This window comes from Mesorhizobium sp. WSM4820 (assembly GCF_055811075.1).
Window position 1 is genome coordinate 101,480 of record NZ_JBVVQN010000022.1, and the last position, 16,586, is coordinate 118,065.

At 58.1% G+C, this 16,586-nt stretch carries 13 protein-coding genes; 6 read left to right on the top strand and 7 right to left on the bottom strand.

Annotated elements, in window-relative coordinates:
• Positions 1 to 16 precede the first annotated feature (16 nt).
• From AC0L2R_RS28245 to petA, 4 genes are read right to left on the bottom strand one after another with little or no spacing between them, the layout of a single operon-like run.
• Positions 17 to 928 (bottom strand): pirin family protein, encoded by a 912-nt coding sequence (locus AC0L2R_RS28245; RefSeq protein WP_473512817.1) that lies wholly within the window; start codon positions 926 to 928, stop codon positions 17 to 19.
• Positions 925 to 2,493: a mechanosensitive ion channel family protein gene (locus AC0L2R_RS28250; protein ID WP_473512818.1), complete on the bottom strand. Its 1,569-nt coding sequence runs from the start codon at positions 2,491 to 2,493 to the stop codon at positions 925 to 927. Before AC0L2R_RS28250 ends, AC0L2R_RS28245 begins: the two co-directional genes overlap by 4 nt.
• A 56-nt stretch (positions 2,494 to 2,549) precedes the next feature.
• Positions 2,550 to 3,860: a cytochrome b gene (locus tag AC0L2R_RS28255; protein ID WP_473512820.1), complete on the bottom strand. Its 1,311-nt coding sequence runs from the start codon at positions 3,858 to 3,860 to the stop codon at positions 2,550 to 2,552.
• A 19-nt stretch (positions 3,861 to 3,879) separates the two neighbouring features.
• The gene (gene petA / locus AC0L2R_RS28260; protein WP_473512821.1) at positions 3,880 to 4,356 is read right to left on the bottom strand and encodes a ubiquinol-cytochrome c reductase iron-sulfur subunit; all 477 of its coding nucleotides are present in this window, start codon (positions 4,354 to 4,356) and stop codon (positions 3,880 to 3,882) included.
• Positions 4,357 to 4,800: 444 nt separating this feature from the next.
• Here petA and AC0L2R_RS28265 point away from each other — a divergent pair, with 444 nt between their 5' ends.
• The 5 genes from AC0L2R_RS28265 to AC0L2R_RS28285 all read left to right on the top strand — a co-directional run bounded on the left by AC0L2R_RS28265 (position 4,801) and on the right by AC0L2R_RS28285 (position 10,521).
• Positions 4,801 to 5,385 (top strand): glutathione binding-like protein, encoded by a 585-nt coding sequence (locus AC0L2R_RS28265; protein ID WP_473512822.1) that lies wholly within the window; start codon positions 4,801 to 4,803, stop codon positions 5,383 to 5,385.
• A gap of 59 nt (positions 5,386 to 5,444) precedes the next feature.
• Positions 5,445 to 5,681, top strand: a complete 237-nt coding sequence (locus tag AC0L2R_RS28270) for a hypothetical protein (RefSeq protein ID WP_473512823.1) — start codon at positions 5,445 to 5,447, stop codon at positions 5,679 to 5,681.
• 68 nt (positions 5,682 to 5,749) lie between these two features.
• Positions 5,750 to 6,808 carry an alpha/beta fold hydrolase gene (locus AC0L2R_RS28275; protein WP_473512833.1) on the top strand — a complete coding sequence of 353 codons (1,059 nt, stop codon included), beginning with the start codon at positions 5,750 to 5,752 and terminating at the stop codon, positions 6,806 to 6,808.
• Between the two features lie 133 nt (positions 6,809 to 6,941).
• On the top strand, positions 6,942 to 7,943 hold the full coding sequence (locus tag AC0L2R_RS28280) for a Dyp-type peroxidase (protein ID WP_473512834.1): 1,002 nt from the start codon (positions 6,942 to 6,944) through the stop codon (positions 7,941 to 7,943).
• Between the two features lie 277 nt (positions 7,944 to 8,220).
• Positions 8,221 to 10,521 (top strand): mechanosensitive ion channel family protein, encoded by a 2,301-nt coding sequence (locus AC0L2R_RS28285; protein WP_473512824.1) that lies wholly within the window; start codon positions 8,221 to 8,223, stop codon positions 10,519 to 10,521.
• An 889-nt stretch (positions 10,522 to 11,410) separates the two neighbouring features.
• Here the strand turns inward: AC0L2R_RS28285 and AC0L2R_RS28290 are convergent.
• The gene (locus tag AC0L2R_RS28290; protein WP_473512826.1) at positions 11,411 to 12,418 is read right to left on the bottom strand and encodes an RcgR family putative quorum lactone hydrolase; all 1,008 of its coding nucleotides are present in this window, start codon (positions 12,416 to 12,418) and stop codon (positions 11,411 to 11,413) included.
• Positions 12,408 to 14,021, bottom strand: a complete 1,614-nt coding sequence (locus tag AC0L2R_RS28295; RefSeq protein WP_473512827.1) for an RcgA family putative transporter — start codon at positions 14,019 to 14,021, stop codon at positions 12,408 to 12,410. Before AC0L2R_RS28295 ends, AC0L2R_RS28290 begins: the two co-directional genes overlap by 11 nt.
• 243 nt (positions 14,022 to 14,264) lie before the next feature.
• Here AC0L2R_RS28295 and AC0L2R_RS28300 point away from each other — a divergent pair, with 243 nt between their 5' ends.
• A complete protein-coding gene (locus AC0L2R_RS28300) occupies positions 14,265 to 14,648 on the top strand; it encodes a hypothetical protein (RefSeq protein WP_473512828.1) in 384 nt (127 codons plus the stop codon).
• 197 nt (positions 14,649 to 14,845) lie between these two features.
• On the opposite strand, the gene AC0L2R_RS28305 is transcribed toward AC0L2R_RS28300, so the two are convergent.
• Positions 14,846 to 16,189: a sensor histidine kinase gene (locus AC0L2R_RS28305; RefSeq protein WP_473512830.1), complete on the bottom strand. Its 1,344-nt coding sequence runs from the start codon at positions 16,187 to 16,189 to the stop codon at positions 14,846 to 14,848.
• Positions 16,190 to 16,586 lie beyond the last annotated feature (397 nt).

A 16,586-nucleotide genomic window follows, 5' to 3' on the forward strand; every position in this document is an offset into this window, starting at 1 on the left:
GCCGCGGACGAAGCCGTCACCGCCTTATTTCCTCCTGCGGCAGAGGCATGAATCCGTTTTCCCCTGGCACGCCGGGGAAGCGGCCTTCGCGCCATTCCGCCTTTGCCTGCTCAATCCGTTCGGCTGACGAGGAGACGAAGTTCCAATAGACATAACGTGGATCGGAGAGAGGCTCGCCGCCCATCAGCATCAACCTCGCGGCATGGAAGGCAGGCGCCTGGAGCACGATCTCAGCGCCCGGCGCCAGCACGATCAATTCGCCTTCACCGAACGTGCCAAGTTGGCCCATGACTTCGATCTCGCCGGCGACAATATAGATCGCACGCTCAAGATATCCGGGTTTCACCTGATATCGCGCACTGCCCGTGAGCACAATTTCGGCGTAGAACATGTCGGAGAACGTCCTTACCGGAGAGACCAGCCCGTCGGACATCCCGGCGATCAAAGTGAACTCAACCCCGTCGGCGCAGACCCGGGGGATTTCGGGAGCGCCATAATGCGCTAAACCGGCGGCAATTTCTTCGTACCGGGAGGGGAGAGCTACCCACGCCTGAGCGCCGAAAAGATTGCTCCCCGACACTCGGGCTTCTGGCGACGTGCGTTCGGAATGGACGATGCCCGACCCGGCCGTCATCCAGTTGACCTCGCCGGGACGGATGGTCTGCACGTCACCGAGATTGTCGCGATGCACGAGCTCCCCGTCGAACAGGTAGGTCACGGCCGCGACCCCGATATGCGGGTGCGGCGCCATGTCGAAACCGCGACCTGCGTCGAATACCGCGGGGCCGAAATGGTCGAAAAGGATGAAGGGCCCAATCATCAGGCGATTCGAGGAGGGCAATACACGCCGCACCTTCAACCCGTCCGCAAAATCACCCGGCTGGCTGAGTGGATCGATGCCGACGATGTCGATTTGGCGGATGGTCATGGAGCACTATCCTTTCGAATGCTCCGCCGACCACGTGCTCGAACATGTTTGAACGGGGCGGCGTGGAAGGCAGCCTGAATGGCTTTCAGGAGTGCGAATTTGGAGCTCGCGTGCTGCTGGCCGGGGATGCCGCTTTCGCCATAGGCCGACGCTCCCATCGAAAGAATTGAGGCAAGCTCTTCGGCCATCTCGGGCCTGTCGAGCAGCAGCGGCGCGAAGCCCTCCTGGTCTATCTCGTAAACCACGACGTGGGTCATTGCCCGCAACGTCGCCGTCTCGCCAATGCCGGCGAGCAAGCCGGTCTCGCCGAAGAAGTCGCCGGGTGCAAGCCGGCCAACCTCCTGCATGTGAGCATTGTCCTGGCCATGTTGCCGGACGATAACGCCCTGCTGGACGATCATGAGGGACGGCAGCATCTCTCCCTGTCGTGCAATGACGTCGCCCTTGCGATAGCTGCGAACCGAGATCGTTGCGGCAAGTGCCTCCTGCTCGGTATCCGTTAGCGCCGAGAAGATCGGTATGGCCCTGATAAAGTCGATCGGGGCGAAGCCTTGGGAGGTTGCCGTCCCGTCGCTCGGCGGGGTGGTCATGGCAATCGAAGCCGAAAGTGGCGCTGCCAGCAGCATGCCGGTTGACCTTGAATGGCGATAGATGAGATCGAAAACTTCGTTCCGGGCAGTAATTCGCTGGTCAAGACTTGCGACGCGAAACGTGAGCTCGATTTCGATCGCCGCCGCATCCAGGCTTCTAATGACAACCGAAGGCGAAGGGTCCTGAAGGATCGAATTGCAACTCAGCAGGACCATGCGCATCGTGTCTACGATGATCGCTGGCGTCTTCGTCAGCGACATCTTGACCGTCACGGCAAGTCCATGGCTCTCATCTGGACCGCTTAGATTCGTTACCCCGATCTTGGCGAGAAGGCTGTTCGGAAGCGCGATGACGTTGTGGGCCGGGGTGAGGAGTTGCGTCGAGCGCCAATTGGTCTCGACGACGCGGCCCTCGGTTCCGTCGCTCAGAATGATCCAGTTCCCAAGCACATAAGGGCGGCCGAGGTTAAGCGCTATTCCCGAAAATACATCACCAAGCGTATTCTGGAGCGCCAGACCCAGCATGACGGCAAAGACGCCCGACGTGGCGATGAGCGTTCCGACCGGCACGCCAAAGACGAACGCCAGTATCGAAAGGAGCATTCCCGTGTAGACGATGCCGACCACGACATCCTGCAGGAGACGTGCCTCGCGCGGCTTTCGTTCGAACACGAGATAGATACGGACAAACCCGATCAGCGCCCAGGCAAGATGAACCCACCAGAGCAGCTTGACCGATCCGATGAGGATCGCTCCGCTGGTCGTTTCATCGCCTCCCGCCAGCTCGTACGGTACGACATGCAGTTCGAGAACCATGACCGACATTGCAAGGAAAAAGCCAAGCTGGATGATCAGCCTCGCATTGGCAAAGCGTCCCGGAATCAGAATCCAAACGAAGATCCCGGCGAGGCCGAGCAACACGATGTAGATCAGAGGAGAGTTCCACCAGTTCATGACCGGACCCAGATCGACCATGGTCGCAATCCCTGTTTTTCAGCCTTCGGGAGCACCTTGCCTGGGCGAGGGCACGATCAGTACCGAGCACCTCTGATCGAGGTTGGTCTTCGGCCCGGCGATCGCGCCTGCGCTGCCGGATTGTTCTTCTCGAGAACTGCTTCGGTGATCGAATTCGGCAGCCTTCGCGGCTTTTCGATCAACCCGAGCACCGGCATGGCAACGAGGAAGAACGCAAAATAGTAAAGCGTGGCTAGCTGGGACATGACGACGTACGCCCCTTCCGCCGGCCGCGAACCGAGCCAGCCGAGAAACAGGCCATTGGCGACGAAGAGCCAAAAGAACATTCTGTACCAGGGTCTATAAACGGCCGAGCGAACCTTGGAAGTGTCGAGCCACGGCACGACGAACAGCACCGCGATCGAGCCGAACATCGCGAGCACGCCGCCGAGTTTGGAATCGATCGGTCCGACATTGAAGGTGATGGCGCGCAGGATCGCATAGAAGGGCAGGAAGTACCATTCCGGCACGATGTGGGCCGGTGTCTTCAACGGATTTGCGATCGTGTTGTTGTCGGGATGGCCGAGATAGTTCGGCAGGTAAAAGACGAAATAGGCGAAGAAGAACAGGAACACGATCATGCCAACCGCGTCCTTCACGGTGGCATACGGCGTGAAGTCCACGACATCGGTTGTCGATTTCACCTCAATGCCGGTCGGATTGTTCTGGCCGACGACGTGAAGCGCCCAGATATGCAAGGTCACCACGCCTACCAGCACGAATGGCAACAGGTAATGCAGCGCAAAGAAGCGATTGAGGGTGGGATTGCCGACCGCGAAACCGCCGAGCAAAAGCTGTTGGAGCCAGTCGCCGATCACCGGTATCGCTGTGAAGAAGTTGGTGATGACGGTAGCGCCCCAGAACGACATCTGTCCCCAAGGCAGCACGTAGCCCATGAAGGCGATCGCCATCATCAAGAGCAAGTTTGTGCAGCCGAGAACCCATAGAAGCTCGCGCGGGGCTTTGTAGGAGCCGTAATAGAGTCCGCGGCTGATATGGATATAGACCGCGATGAAAAAAAACGAGGCGCCGTTGGCATGCAGGGAGCGGAGCAGCCAGCCCGAATTCACGTCGCGCATGATCTTCTCGACTGAATTGAAGGCCAGCCCCGTGTCAGGAGCGTAATGCATCGCCAGCACGATACCTGTCAGTATCTGTGAAACCAGCATGATCGTGAGAATGCCGCCGAACGTGTAGGCGTAGTTCAGGTTGCGCGGCACCGGATAGACGATGAAGCTGTCGTGCACCAGCCGCGGCAGCGGCAGGCGGGCATCGAACCAGCGTTCGATGCCGGTTTTCGGCGTATAGGTCGATTGTTTGTCACTCATCGAAATGTGCCTCAGTGCCTCAGCCGATACGGATCTTGCTGTCGGAAATGAACTGGAACACGGGTACCGCCATGTTCTCGGGCGCTGGGCCTTTGCGAATGCGACCGGCAGCATCGTATTGCGAACCGTGGCACGGGCAGAGCCAGCCCCCGAATTCGCCTTGCTGACCAGCCGGTATGCAGCCGCTATGCGTGCAGACCTGAATTATCACGATCCAGGCTTCCTTGCCTGGCACAGTGCGGTTGGCGTCGGTCGCCGGTGCGTCGGCCGGCAGATTGGCGTTGCGGGCGATCGGATCCTTGAGCTCGGCCAAACTGACAGCTTTGCCGTCCTTAATTTCCTTCTCGGTGCGATTGCGCACGACGACAGGTTTGCCGCGCCATTGCACGACCAGCGACATGCCTGGCATCAGCGAGGAGACGTCGACTTCGACCGTGGCCAGTGCCTCGGCGCGCAATGCGGCAGTGCCGGTTTCGGTTTGGGAAAGCTCGGCCATGATGATGACTCCTCTGATGGGAAAGCTGCTTCAATGCGCGACGTGCAGTCGCGGAAACCCGGCCGCGGCCTTTCGCCTTTGCTCATTTCGGGTTGAACTATGCCGGCCGTGGCGGGATGTGGGCCATCGTGCCAAGGGCACGTGCGTCCAATACTTTCGTTTATGATTCCTGAGCGAAGGACTGCCGGACTGTCGAGGACGCCAGGCGTGGTGGTTCTGAATCCTTGCTGTTGTCGTTCCCCACTTGAGCGGGATTCCCGCGTTGCACGCGGCAATCGCAGAACGATTGCTTAGCTTGATCATACCTCGGCATAGCTACGCCTACCCATCGGTGTCGTAGCCTTCCTCCCCGGCAGGTGAAAGTTTCAAAGCATTGCGGTGCGCGGAGCTAGGCGGGCTTCCGCCCGACGAATTTGCGAACTGCGTCCGACGAGGGAAAAAACCGTGAAACTCTATTATAGCCCGCTCGCCTGCAGCCTGGCCGACCACATCGCACTGGAGGAGGCGGGTGCCGCCTTCGAGCGCGAAACGGTCAATCTCAAAACCAAACGAACGGGCTCCGGCGATGATTTCACCACGGTCACGCGCAAGGGGTATGTTCCTGCCCTCGTGCTGGATAGCGGCGAAATTCTGACAGAAAATATCGCCGTCCTCGATTGGATTGCGGCGCAATACCCGGCACTGGGAGTGGAAGGGCCGATGGGCCGTACCCGCGTTCTCGAAGCGCTGACCTATGTCTCAACCGAAATACACCGAAGCTTCAAACCTATGTGGCACCAAGGCAGCGATGCTGAAAAGGCCAAGGCGCGCACCACGATTGCGGCGCAACTCGATCTGTTCGCGAACGGACTCAACACTGATTATCTGTTCGGCGAGAAACCGAGTGTCGCGGATTTCTACCTTTTCGTGATGCTGCTTTGGGCAGCCCGCTTCCAGGTTCCTGTTCCCGCTCCTTTGCAAGCGCTCCGCGCCAGAATTGCGGCCCGTCCGGCCGTTCGCATCGCAATGAACCGCGAGGGCCTTGTCTAAGTGCGAGACCGGGAGTCGTGTCACCCTTGAGCCACGACACATTATGAAGGAGTTTGTCCATGCTTCCGTTGCTGCAGAACCTCCACCTAATCGCTGCCAAGCGCGGCGACGGGTTACGCCCCGAATTTCTAAGGATGGAAGGCGAGGCGGCACTCAGCTTGATCTTCCCGCGGGTTCAAACGCAACTTTCTACGCTGCACGGTAATCGCGTCATTCCAGCTCGATATATTTCTAAACTTCAGTCGGTGGAGACCACCGACGCCTTGACCGTCCAAGAGGGTTGCCAAGGCACGTAGGCTGGAACGCCAGCCGATGAATGAAGGTGATGCCAGTGCTGCGCCATGCCGTGGGAGAGGTTGCAAGAATGGAAAATACAAGACCGCCGGGAGAAATTGATCGTTATCGCAGGGCCTTATTCGGCGTTGCTGCAATGGGGCTAGCTGCTACTCAATTCACGGCAGTTCGCTCAGCTAAAGCACAAAGCGTTTCAGGGCTGGACGGGACAATGACGGAACGACCGACGGCTGCCTCGTTCGCGCTCAGGCAAATCGACGCCGGCCTACTGAACGTCGGCTACGCTGAAGCTGGTCCATCCCACGGCCCCGTCGTTATCCTCCTTCACGGCTGGCCCTACGACATCCACAGCTTTGTCGATGTCGCTCCCTTGTTGGCGATGGCGGGCTATCGCGTGATCATTCCGTATCTGCGCGGCCATTGCACGACGCGCTTTCTTTCCAGTCGGACGGTCCGCAACGGCCAGCAGTCTGTGCTGGCTGTCGATGTCATCGCATTGATGGATGCGCTGAAGATCGGCGATGCGATCGTCGCCGGCTATGACTGGGGCGCGCGCACGGCCTGCATCATCGCGGCGCTCTGGCCGCAGCGTTGCAAAGCTCTCGTTTCAGTCAGCGGTTATCTGATCGGCAGTCTCGCGGCAAACAGAATGCCGCTGCCGCCGAAGGCCGAGCTCCAATGGTGGTATCAGTACTATTTTGCGACGGAACGTGGCCGGGCCGGCTACGAACAATACCGGCGCGATTTCGCAAACCTTATCTGGCGGATCGCCTCGCCGAAGTGGGACTTTGATGACGCTACTTTCGATCGCAGCGCAGCGAGCCTCGACAACCCGGATCACGTCAGCATCGTCATCCACAACTACCGCTGGAGGCTCGGCCTGGCTCAAGGCGAGCCGGAATATGACGGCCTGGAAAAACGGCTGGCCGAAAGCCCCCTGATCACGGTGCCCACCATCACCCTCGAGGGCGATGCCAATGGCGCACCCCACCCCGACAGCAGTTCCTACGCCAAGAAATTTTCAGGCAAATACGCGCATCGGATCATCACGGGCGGGATTGGCCACAACTTGCCGCAGGAAGCCCCGCAGGCTTTCGCCCAGGCCGTCATCGACGTCGGCGAATACTGATCGGGCAAATCGTGACCAGCTGATGCGGAGATGATCCTAGGGCTATCTCGCATTGGGTAAATCGCAACTCCGCCCCTCCGGCCCCAAGCCGGTCGACCAGTGGCGTTACGAACAAGATAAAAAGGGATTCATTGTGGATTCGACGTTGCCATCTGCTGTTGCTCAACCGGTCCTCGCGCAACTGACGCGGGCCGCGATATTTCTCGTTGTGACGGTCAAACCCGGACCAGAACACGAAGCGACCGTGCGCGCCTTATGTGGCGATCTTTCCGCGCTTCTGCGGGCAGTCGGGTCCCGTGACCTTGAGGGTCGGCTCTCGTGTGTCATGGCGTTTGGCTCCGATGCATGGGATCGTTTGTTTGGAGCCTCCAGACCGAAGGACCTGCATCCATTCCGCGAAATCCGCGGTCAGCATCACGCCATCTCGACACCGGGCGACATCCTCTTTCACATCCGTGCCCCGCGTATGGATCTCTGCTTCGAACTGGCGACACGGATCATGTCGCACCTCGATGGCGCAGTCTCCACGGCGGATGAGGTGCACGGCTTCAACTATTTCGGTGACCGCGACCTGATCGGCTTCGTCGATGGCACTGAAAACCCGGTGGATGAGCGCGCCGTCAAGGCCGCGATCATCGGCGAGGAGGACCCCACATTTGCCGGAGGCAGCTATGTGATCGTGCAGAAGTACCTGCATGATCTGAAAGCATGGAACGCGCTCCCCATCGAGAAGCAGGAGGGAATTGTCGGCAGGAAAAAACTCTCCGATATCGAGCTGGACGATGCCGTTAAGCCGACCTCCGCCCACAATGCGCTGACCACGATCATCGAGGACGGAGAGCAGTTGGAGATTGTACGCGACAACATGCCGTTCGGCGAAGTCGGAACGGGCGAATTCGGTACCTATTTCATCGGCTACGCCCGTTCGCCGCGCAGGATCGAGCAAATGCTGGAGAACATGTTCATTGGCCGACCGCCAGGCAACTACGACCGGCTTCTGGACTTCAGCCGCGCAGTCACCGGGACTTTGTTCTTCGTGCCGTCGGCGACATTCCTGGAGAACGTTGCGACGGGACAAGCGCTCATCTCGATTACTGGCCCGGCTCCCTCGGGCGGACCTATTCGTCGTCAGTAGGTTCGCCATCGAATACGAGAAACGTTGTTGAGCGTTACTTAGTGCCGGGCGTTCTACGCCCAGCATCAAGGATGCCCAGTTTCATAGAACGGCTGGAGGCACTGGCCGAGTCGGAAAGCCCTGCCCCGGCGACTCAATGAACACCGCCAAGTACCAGGCGCAACGGTCTGGCTCGGAACGATGACGTCTTGCGGGGCAACATCGGTTTCTTCAAGGTAGGGCAACAACGGACATAGATATCGTTGCTCGCCGATTTGACCGGAAGGTTAACAGCACGATGCCACTCATCATTCGACAATTGGGAGCCAGGAAACTGGCGCGCCCGGCACGACGTCTCGCAGATCTGACGGCAATGTTTGTCTTTGTCGCCAGGCCGCTCGTCTTTGGGATCGCCCTCCTGTTGGCCGGTCCGGCACAGGCGCAGGCGCAGGCGACCGTCCCGCCTGAAAGGGTCAAACAGCTATTCGAGCTTCTCGACGATCCGTCAGTGAAGGCCTGGGTAGCCGAACAACGAAATCAGGACGCCGGATCAACGGGAGCGCCTGCCGAGGCAGGAGCTTCGCTGAGCGAGGCATCCTCCGGCGCCGTGGCCGCACCAGGCCAGATGAATACGATGGCATCCTCGACGCTCGATCGGGTCAGGCATCATATCGAACGAATCGTACAAACTTTGCCCCTGCTGCCAGGCCAGTTCGCGCGCGTTCGGGCGGAGACCATGCAGGATATGTCCAGCAAGGGGCCCGTCAGCGTACTTATTCTGATTGCGATGTTCATCGCTGCCGGCCTGGCGCTCACTTGGGCAACGTACAAAGTCACCCGTCCATTTCGTCTTTGGATTATCGCGCAACCAAAGGATACGCCAATCGGGCGAGCCAAGAAGATTGGTGGTCGCGCCCTCTATTCCAGCATGCTGATCGTCTCGTTCGCACTGGGCAGCGCCGGCGCTTTCATGTTGTTCGATTGGCCAATGCTTATCCGCGAGATTGTGCTGACATTTCTGATGGCGGCAGTCGTTACATGGGGTGTGCGCCTTTACGTCATGGCCACGCTCGTCCCTTCCATCATGAACGTCGAGAACGCCGTCGAGGTCCGTGCTTTGCCGATTACCAACGAGACGGCCGACCATTGGGCCTATTGGCTACCCCGGATCGTCGGCGTCTTCGCCTTCTTCGGCGCCGCGTTTATCCTCTTGCCGGGTCTCGGCGTAGACCAGGACGGAATGATGGTCCTGTCGCTGGGCGCCGATTTCGTGCTGCTGGTGCTCTTGCTGCTTGCCATCTGGCGTCGACCAAGAACGCAGCGAGACGGTGCGCGCCATAGCGGTCACACGGAAGCGACATGGCTATTGACTGCTTATTTCGTCGTCCTGTTCCTGCAGCGTATCGCCGGCCTTTATACCTACTTCTGGTTTACCTTCGCGGCATTCTTCCTGCCTTTGGCAATCGTGCTGACGCAGCGCGGGGTTAATTTCGTCCTGCGGCCGGGTTCGGAAGATGTCGGCCGGCCCACGATCCCGGCGGTGACGATCGCTGTCATCGATCGCGGAATCCGAATGATTTTTATCCTGGCGGCGGCTTACTTTCTCGCACGTGTCTGGGGTCTGGACATGCAATCCATGCGGGACAGAGATACGACGACGACGTTCATTTTGCGCGGCTTGATCAATGTCATAGTCATTGCCCTCGCAGCCGATTTCGGCTGGTCGATCATCAAGGCGTTGATCGAACGAAAGCTGGGCATCGAAACACCGCACCCTGTGATCAGCGACGAGGACGTCCCGGTCGTCGATCCGCAGCAGGCGCGACTGCACACGCTCTTGCCGATCCTCCAGAACATTCTGCTCGCATCGATCATCGTGATGGCGGTACTTATGATGCTCGCCTCGCTCGGCATCCAGATCGGCCCATTGATCGCCGGCGCTGGGGTCGTCGGCGTCGCCGTGGGCTTTGGCGCACAAACCATCGTCAAGGACGTCATTTCAGGCGTGTTTTTTCTGCTCGATGATGCGTTTCGTGTCGGCGAATATATTTCCTCGGGCAATTACAAGGGTACAGTGGAAAGCTTTTCGCTGCGCTCGGTGAAACTGCGCCACCATCGTGGTCCGCTGTTCACGATACCTTTCGGTGAACTCGGGGCAGTCCAGAACCAAAGCCGTGACTGGGTTATCGACAAATTCAACATCACCGTCGGCTATGACACCGATATCGATTTCGCCCGCAAGCTGATCAAGCGGATCGGCCTCGAACTGGCGGAAGATCCCGAGTTCAAACACTGGGTGCTCGACCCAATCAAGATGCAGGGCGTACAGGAGTTCGGCGAGTACGGCATCGTATTGAGGGTCAAGGCCACAACCCGGCCGGGAGGCGCCTTCGGTATGAAACGCAAATTCTATGTGCGCCTCCGCCAAGTCTTCAAGGAGCAGGGCATCGAACTGCCATTTCCGACCGTCCATGTTCAGGGGCTAGAGAACCCACATGGGGCAGAGAATGCGCCGTTGGAGATCACACCCGAGCTGAAAATGGCCGTCGCGCAGTCGCACACCAATCGGCGCAGAAGAAAAGCTAGCACTACGGAGTAGGAAAGCTGTGCCACCTGCCGGTCATAGCGCGGCTTTTTGCAGGCAAAAAGATCTGTGACTTGGGTAGTCGATAATTTCAGTGATGCAGGGACGACAGTGAACGAGATGAATCGCAAATGCGAAAAGCTACGCCGAAGCACCCCACACTACGCTAACCTACTCCCGCTCGATTGTTTTCAGCCATGGTAACGTGCTGGTTTAGGGTAAGCACCTGGTGAGGACCGCCTTGTTTGGGAGGAGGTGAACCGCTGTTGTCGTGGTTGATTTCATGACCACGATGCAAGCAGCGAGGATAGCCACGTGTCCATTCATCGGATGTTTGTGAGTGGGACGGGTCGGCGTCGAAGTTGGTCAACGGCGCTGAAGGAGCAGCTTGTCTCAGAAACGCTGGAGCCCGGGCGCGCCGCCATCATTTCGATCGATCGAACTTGTCCGCTTGTGGGAGCAATTAGATGCCTTGTTTTGGCGTCAATGCAGTCTGGCGCCGACGAGGCTGAAACCTACTTCAGGCGGTCGCTCGAAATGACCCAGGGTTGGGCGCGTGGGGGGGAGCCGCGCCGCGATCGACCTGGCTACCTTTCTGATCGATCGCAGATAACATGAAACCGCCACGGCGCATCTCGAGCAGCGGTTCGAGCGCTTCGTTGAGGGTTTGGAATACTGCTGATATGAAGTCAGCTGCACGCCTACTCGCGACGCAGAATTAGTCTGCTCCGCCACCTGAGGGACCCACCTTGTCGATGCCTTCGTCCCCTGCCGGGCTCCAGCGTGCTCAGGCGGTCCACCGGGTGAACACCGACCTTGGACTTGAGAATTTGCTGATGAACCCACCGGCCAGCGCCAAACTCATGCTCGCCGGGCCGACTGGTCAGCAGACGACGGAAACCGCTCAACGGGCGCGCCTTAGTAACCGCTTCAAGCTCAAACCGGCCAACAAAATGTAAGGCGGCATGGCGAGCGAATAGTGACCACAGTTTAATTCCAAAATATCTGGCCTAGCCCCGGCGTCCTTCAGCCTCTGCATGAACCTCTCCGATAGCTCTGGCAACACCACTTTGTCTCTCTTAGCCAACACAACCTGAAGATCGAGATTATGCCGTGCCAAACTATGCGCGTAATTCTCCAAGTTAAGTGGACCCCAGGCTCTTCTGAGATCGGTCAGCTCAATCTCAGGCTCAAGGCTATCGCGTATCGATCGTGTCGCGCGGCCCGTCCAAACCATATCCGCTAGACTCCCCGCCGTCAGAAACAACGAGGCTTTTGACACAGCCAAGTCGTGCGCCGCGACTATGGCCGCAACCCAGGAACCTAAGCTCATTCCGAGAACCGAAATCTCTCGATAGCCTTCGCTTTTCAACCAACGTATGAGTTTTCGCCCATCCAACACTGCCTGCCTTACAGATTGGATCGTTCGACCGAGATTAGGGCTAAGCATATAGTCGGCGTGCACCGAGCCGGGACGGCTGCGTTCGAAGTGATAAGGCATAGCAATCTCGACAACCGTGATGCCACGCTGCGATAAAAAGTTGGCAATCTGACGATTCCGGGCGCTTGCATTCCAATGGTGAAAAATCACCATCGCCTGATCGAACGAACCGCTTTCTGTGATTTTCGCCCAGACTACATTGTTCTCTTCGATGTCAGTAGAAATGTCCGATGGAAATTTGAGCCACCCGCCTTGCCTTTCAAAACCCTGATCGCTCCCGCTCGGCTCATCGAAAAAGGCTGGATCAGCCACGGCTTGGTCCGCAAGGGCACAGAATTCCTCGATACTTGTTATCTTCTTCGCACCTGGAAAGGCGCGTTCCGCGTCAAGGACGAAATCCGTTGGTTTCTTCCCTTCCTCTCCGCGAAGGGCCCGGCGTTCGTCCCAACGATCGAGCCAACTATGAAACACTCTGATTGTTTCCTAACTCGCTCGCTCGCCAGTGGCCTAATCCTGGATCGAACAGGCCGTATAGTGCGACTAGCACTGAAATGGCCAGAAGGGTGGAAAAGCCGGCAAACGCGTCGATCAACAAGTAGCTGACAACAAGTAACGCCACGACCGCCGACATCTTCCACAAAGGCGCATGAAATCGACCTCCGACACCTAAACGGATGGAGCCATACAGAAATACAAAACAGGTCGAAATAACGATAAGAAGGCTGCTGTAATGCGTCGGCATACGGTAGCGGAACCCGGTGCTCACATCATCGCGACCTTGGAACATCGAAGACATATCGCCGACCAACCACGCCACAATATTCTCACCACTGGATGCCAGATAAGAGCTTTGGACCTTCATCCATATGGCGACCAGAACCCCCAAAACAGTACACCGAAAAACCCCACGCATCACTGTGAGGCCGGCTTCATTGAGCTCTTGCTGATGATCAACATGCGGCAGCTTCTTCAATCCGTCTCCAATTCTCCAAAGATCATGAACAACCGTATAGAGCAAAATGAGACCTGCGAAGAAAAGATAAAACACCAGGCACATGTATAAGTAAGCGAGCCCCGTAAAAATGACTGTTTCGGGGACAGATATGACCTCAGGACGCACAAGAGCTATTTTTCCCCAATCCACGGCATAGTTGCCACCGCCTTTCATCAACGGGATCAAGGACACGCCGATCCATTGAAAAAGACCCGCGAACAGCAAGCAAATCAAAAAAACCGACCAATATGTGTACGAGGAAGCGTCAACGTTGCGCAACCAGGCGTCGTCGCTTTCCACCTGATCGCCCTGCGCTGCGAGCTTTCTGCGCCCCTCACTTTTCCAGAAGACCAGCAACTCTATAACGAAGAAGAAAAACAGCGGTAAGAACACCATAAAGTCGAGTGTCCAATTTGCGGCCCAAAGGAATCCAACCTGCTTAACGAGCCCGTCCGCTCGCTCGTAGGTGACGTTGTGGATACCAATGATGTACGACAAAAAGCCGAGGGCGGTCATGCCGGCAAACACCGACGCCGGTAAATTCAGGGGAGATCCGTGACTAAAAAACGCCTCCGATTTCCTCGCCAAACTAAAACGCCGCCTCGGCCCCTTGGCGTCAGTATCCCGTTTTAGCTCTGCCGGAGACGCTGTGTCGTCATCGAGGGTCGCAGCCAGTGCTGTATCTGGAATCTCCTGTGCAACGCTGCTTCCGGCTCTCTTCCATTCTCGTCTCTTGGCCGATAACCGCGATTGCGCCGCACTAAGCTCCACTTGCCATTCGCTGGTTGCCACCGGATCATCGCACCCAAAAACCCTCGCCAGCCAACGAATATTGGCAGTGCTAATTCCCTTCTCGTTCTCTTGAAACCAAAGCTGCACCGTTCGCAGATCGACCCCAACCCGATTGGAATCAATCTGTGAAATCGCCTCTGCAAGAAGCTCGGGCGTCCATGGGCCTGCAGGAAACCCGTCTTTGCCCAACGGCCGACCCGCACCCGCCGCCGCCAATCGTTTGAATAATTCTTTGAAATCACTCCCGTCTCTCGGCGGAGGGAGAAATAACTTTCCGTTCCTAAACAATGACTTATAGGCTCTGATTTCGTTCCGTTTCGCTAGGCTTCGTATCCTATCGTGCCTTCGTCCTCAATCAACGTTTTTATCAACTCAATGCAACTACGAAACGCGCTTCCAAGCTTTGGATGCGCCCCCGGACGAAGCGTACAACTGATTGATTTTGGGAAGGAACATGGCCGAAATCATTTCCTTGGAGCGGGCGAGGGACGCCCAACGTAGCTTTCTCACCCCACAAGGAGGATGCGCGACATGGCTCTGGCTGTAGTAGCGTTTAATGGTGAACGCCTTGAGGATCCTATCACTGAAAGGCCGCTCACAACGATACTTCTACGGCATCGTCAGCTGAGAGAGCAGGTGGAGCGTCTGTGTCGGCGTCTCGTCGAGTGCGAGACGGAAAGTCGGTTTTCAGCGCGGCTCGAGATGCGACTGAACGAGCTCCTTGCCCAGGAAGAGCATGCGCGGCACGAGATGCTTCGATTTGCGGTCGAAAGCATCGAGGATTGCGCTGCCAAGGCCGAGCACCTTCGGTGGTTGCTCAACGAGGGCGACAGCGGATTGGAAGACGCCGATTGGAATCTGCTGTTGCAGTCGTTTGTGAATAGTACCCCGGTGGCCGCCGGCGCCTTCTCCTAAGCTTGCGTGCGGACGCCGAAGGTGCCTGCCAGAAAACGAAGATTTTTCAGAAGGCGCCATCAGCGGTCGTTTCGGGCCATGGGGATCCGTTCGATCCAGACCGGTTGCTTTGCCAGCATGCAGAACCGCGGCCTGACACCATCATGTGGATAGGGATTTGGCGGCAGTCCTCGCAGCCTCGACATGTCCGCGGGGTATTAGAGCTGGAACTCAGCCGAAAAATCAGCTCCGTCAGGATGCAGCGTAAGCCGGGAGCTGCCCTTCAGGGTGTCGCGGAACGCTGCTTCCAGGACGCGCGAGCCGTAGCCGGTGCGGCCGGGGCTGGTTATGATCGGGCAACGTTCTCGCCAGCGAAACATTACATGCGTCGCGCCCCCTTCGCCCAACTGCACCGTCCATTTAATGTCAACTCGCCCCTCATGCGAAGCAAACGCGCCATGCTTGACTGCGTTGGTGGTGAGTTCGTGAACGGCCATTGCGAATGCCTGGACCGCATCTTGCGGTAGCGCGATTGCGGGGCCGTCGAGATTGAAATTGCCACCTTCCCGTCCGCCATGCGCCTGCAGCTCCAGCCGCAGAATCTCTGACATACCAACACTTCCTCTCGGCGCGCGCACCAACAGATCCTGCGTGCGTGCCATGGCACCGAGCCTGCTCTCGAAGGCTCGGCCGAATTCCTCAAGCGAACCGCTGTCGCGCAGCGTTCGTCTTACCAGCGCATCGACGGTGGTCAGGACGTTCTTTATCCGGTGATGGAGCTCGCCGACCCGCGTTTCCCGCTCCTTCTCCATGCGGCGCTGCTCGGTGACGTCGCGGATCGCCAGCAGGATGAGATCCAGATGATCGAGGCGTCGCCCGTTGACGAGCATGACGCGGCGGCCGACGTGCTCAAAATCATGCTCCACTTCCACATCATCGAAGGCGTTGTCGTTGGGCAGGACGTTCTCAAGCAGCTCTCTCAGACGCGGGATGTCCCATTGCCCATTGCCGAGCTCGTAGATCAGCCGCCCCTTAGTGTCGTCAGGAGACACCTGGAAGGCGGCATAGAAGGGCCGGTTGGCGCGAACCACCTTCAGGTCCCAATCGAGCACCAGGAGCGCCTCCCGGGTACTGTCGATTAGCTTTTCCCCGAACTCGACGTGGCCTTCGAGTTCGAACCGGGCCTGTTCGGTCTCGGTGCGATCTGAGATGACCAAGAGGATCAGTTCAGGGCGGTCGCCCTCGGGCGGCACCCGCCTCGCGTTCAGGATCATGACCCGTTTGCCGATGTCCGGGAACTTATGCTCTAGTCGGTAGTGCTCCACTACCGACTGCTGCGGCAGGATCTCTTCCAGGAGCCGACGGAGCTCGGGGATATTCCACTGGCCATTGCCGAGGTCATAGAGCAGGCGCCCGTGGGTCTCTTCGGTGTCGACCTTGAACAGCCTGTAGAACGCCGAGTTGGCTTCCTCGACCGTAAGGTCGTCTCTTAGGACCAGCAGCGGCTGATCCATGGTCTGCAAGATCGCTTCGGCAAGGCCAGTTGAACCGAAATTGTACAACGGGGATGGCCTGCTTTCCCCCGAGGATTTTTGGTTGCCCATTCGTTACAATGAACAGCAGATTGACCTAGAGTCCAGTTGGATAGCGCCTTGTGAGCCCTACTCGATCAGAAACAGAAGGAATGGCCGCTTTCTAACGTCAACCGGTCGCGGCGCGCGCAGCCAGAAAAGTCGGCTCGCCACACCCAACCGCGACGAAGAACGCTCCGCGGCTGTACGGCAGAACGAATCCTTCGGCCGGCTCGGTCGCGTCAGAAGTAGCCATTCGGGCGCGCGTTTCGGAACGACCGGAACGGGCCGGGAGTAGACTGGCAGGTTTTTGGAGAGCGAGGCCAAGAAGGCAGACTTACGCGGTAAGCCGCGCCGGGCATCCGGTGAATCACAGCTCCAGAGGCGT

Coding starts and splice junctions, on each gene's coding strand:
- AC0L2R_RS28245 (WP_473512817.1), bottom strand. CDS start 928: ATGACCATCCGCCAAATCGACATCGTCGGCATCGATCCACTCAGCCAG.
- AC0L2R_RS28250 (WP_473512818.1), bottom strand. CDS start 2,493: ATGGTCGATCTGGGTCCGGTCATGAACTGGTGGAACTCTCCTCTGATC.
- AC0L2R_RS28255 (WP_473512820.1), bottom strand. CDS start 3,860: ATGAGTGACAAACAATCGACCTATACGCCGAAAACCGGCATCGAACGC.
- petA (WP_473512821.1), bottom strand. CDS start 4,356: ATGGCCGAGCTTTCCCAAACCGAAACCGGCACTGCCGCATTGCGCGCC.
- AC0L2R_RS28270 (WP_473512823.1), top strand. CDS start 5,445: ATGCTTCCGTTGCTGCAGAACCTCCACCTAATCGCTGCCAAGCGCGGC.
- AC0L2R_RS28275 (WP_473512833.1), top strand. CDS start 5,750: ATGGAAAATACAAGACCGCCGGGAGAAATTGATCGTTATCGCAGGGCC.
- AC0L2R_RS28285 (WP_473512824.1), top strand. CDS start 8,221: ATGCCACTCATCATTCGACAATTGGGAGCCAGGAAACTGGCGCGCCCG.
- AC0L2R_RS28300 (WP_473512828.1), top strand. CDS start 14,265: ATGGCTCTGGCTGTAGTAGCGTTTAATGGTGAACGCCTTGAGGATCCT.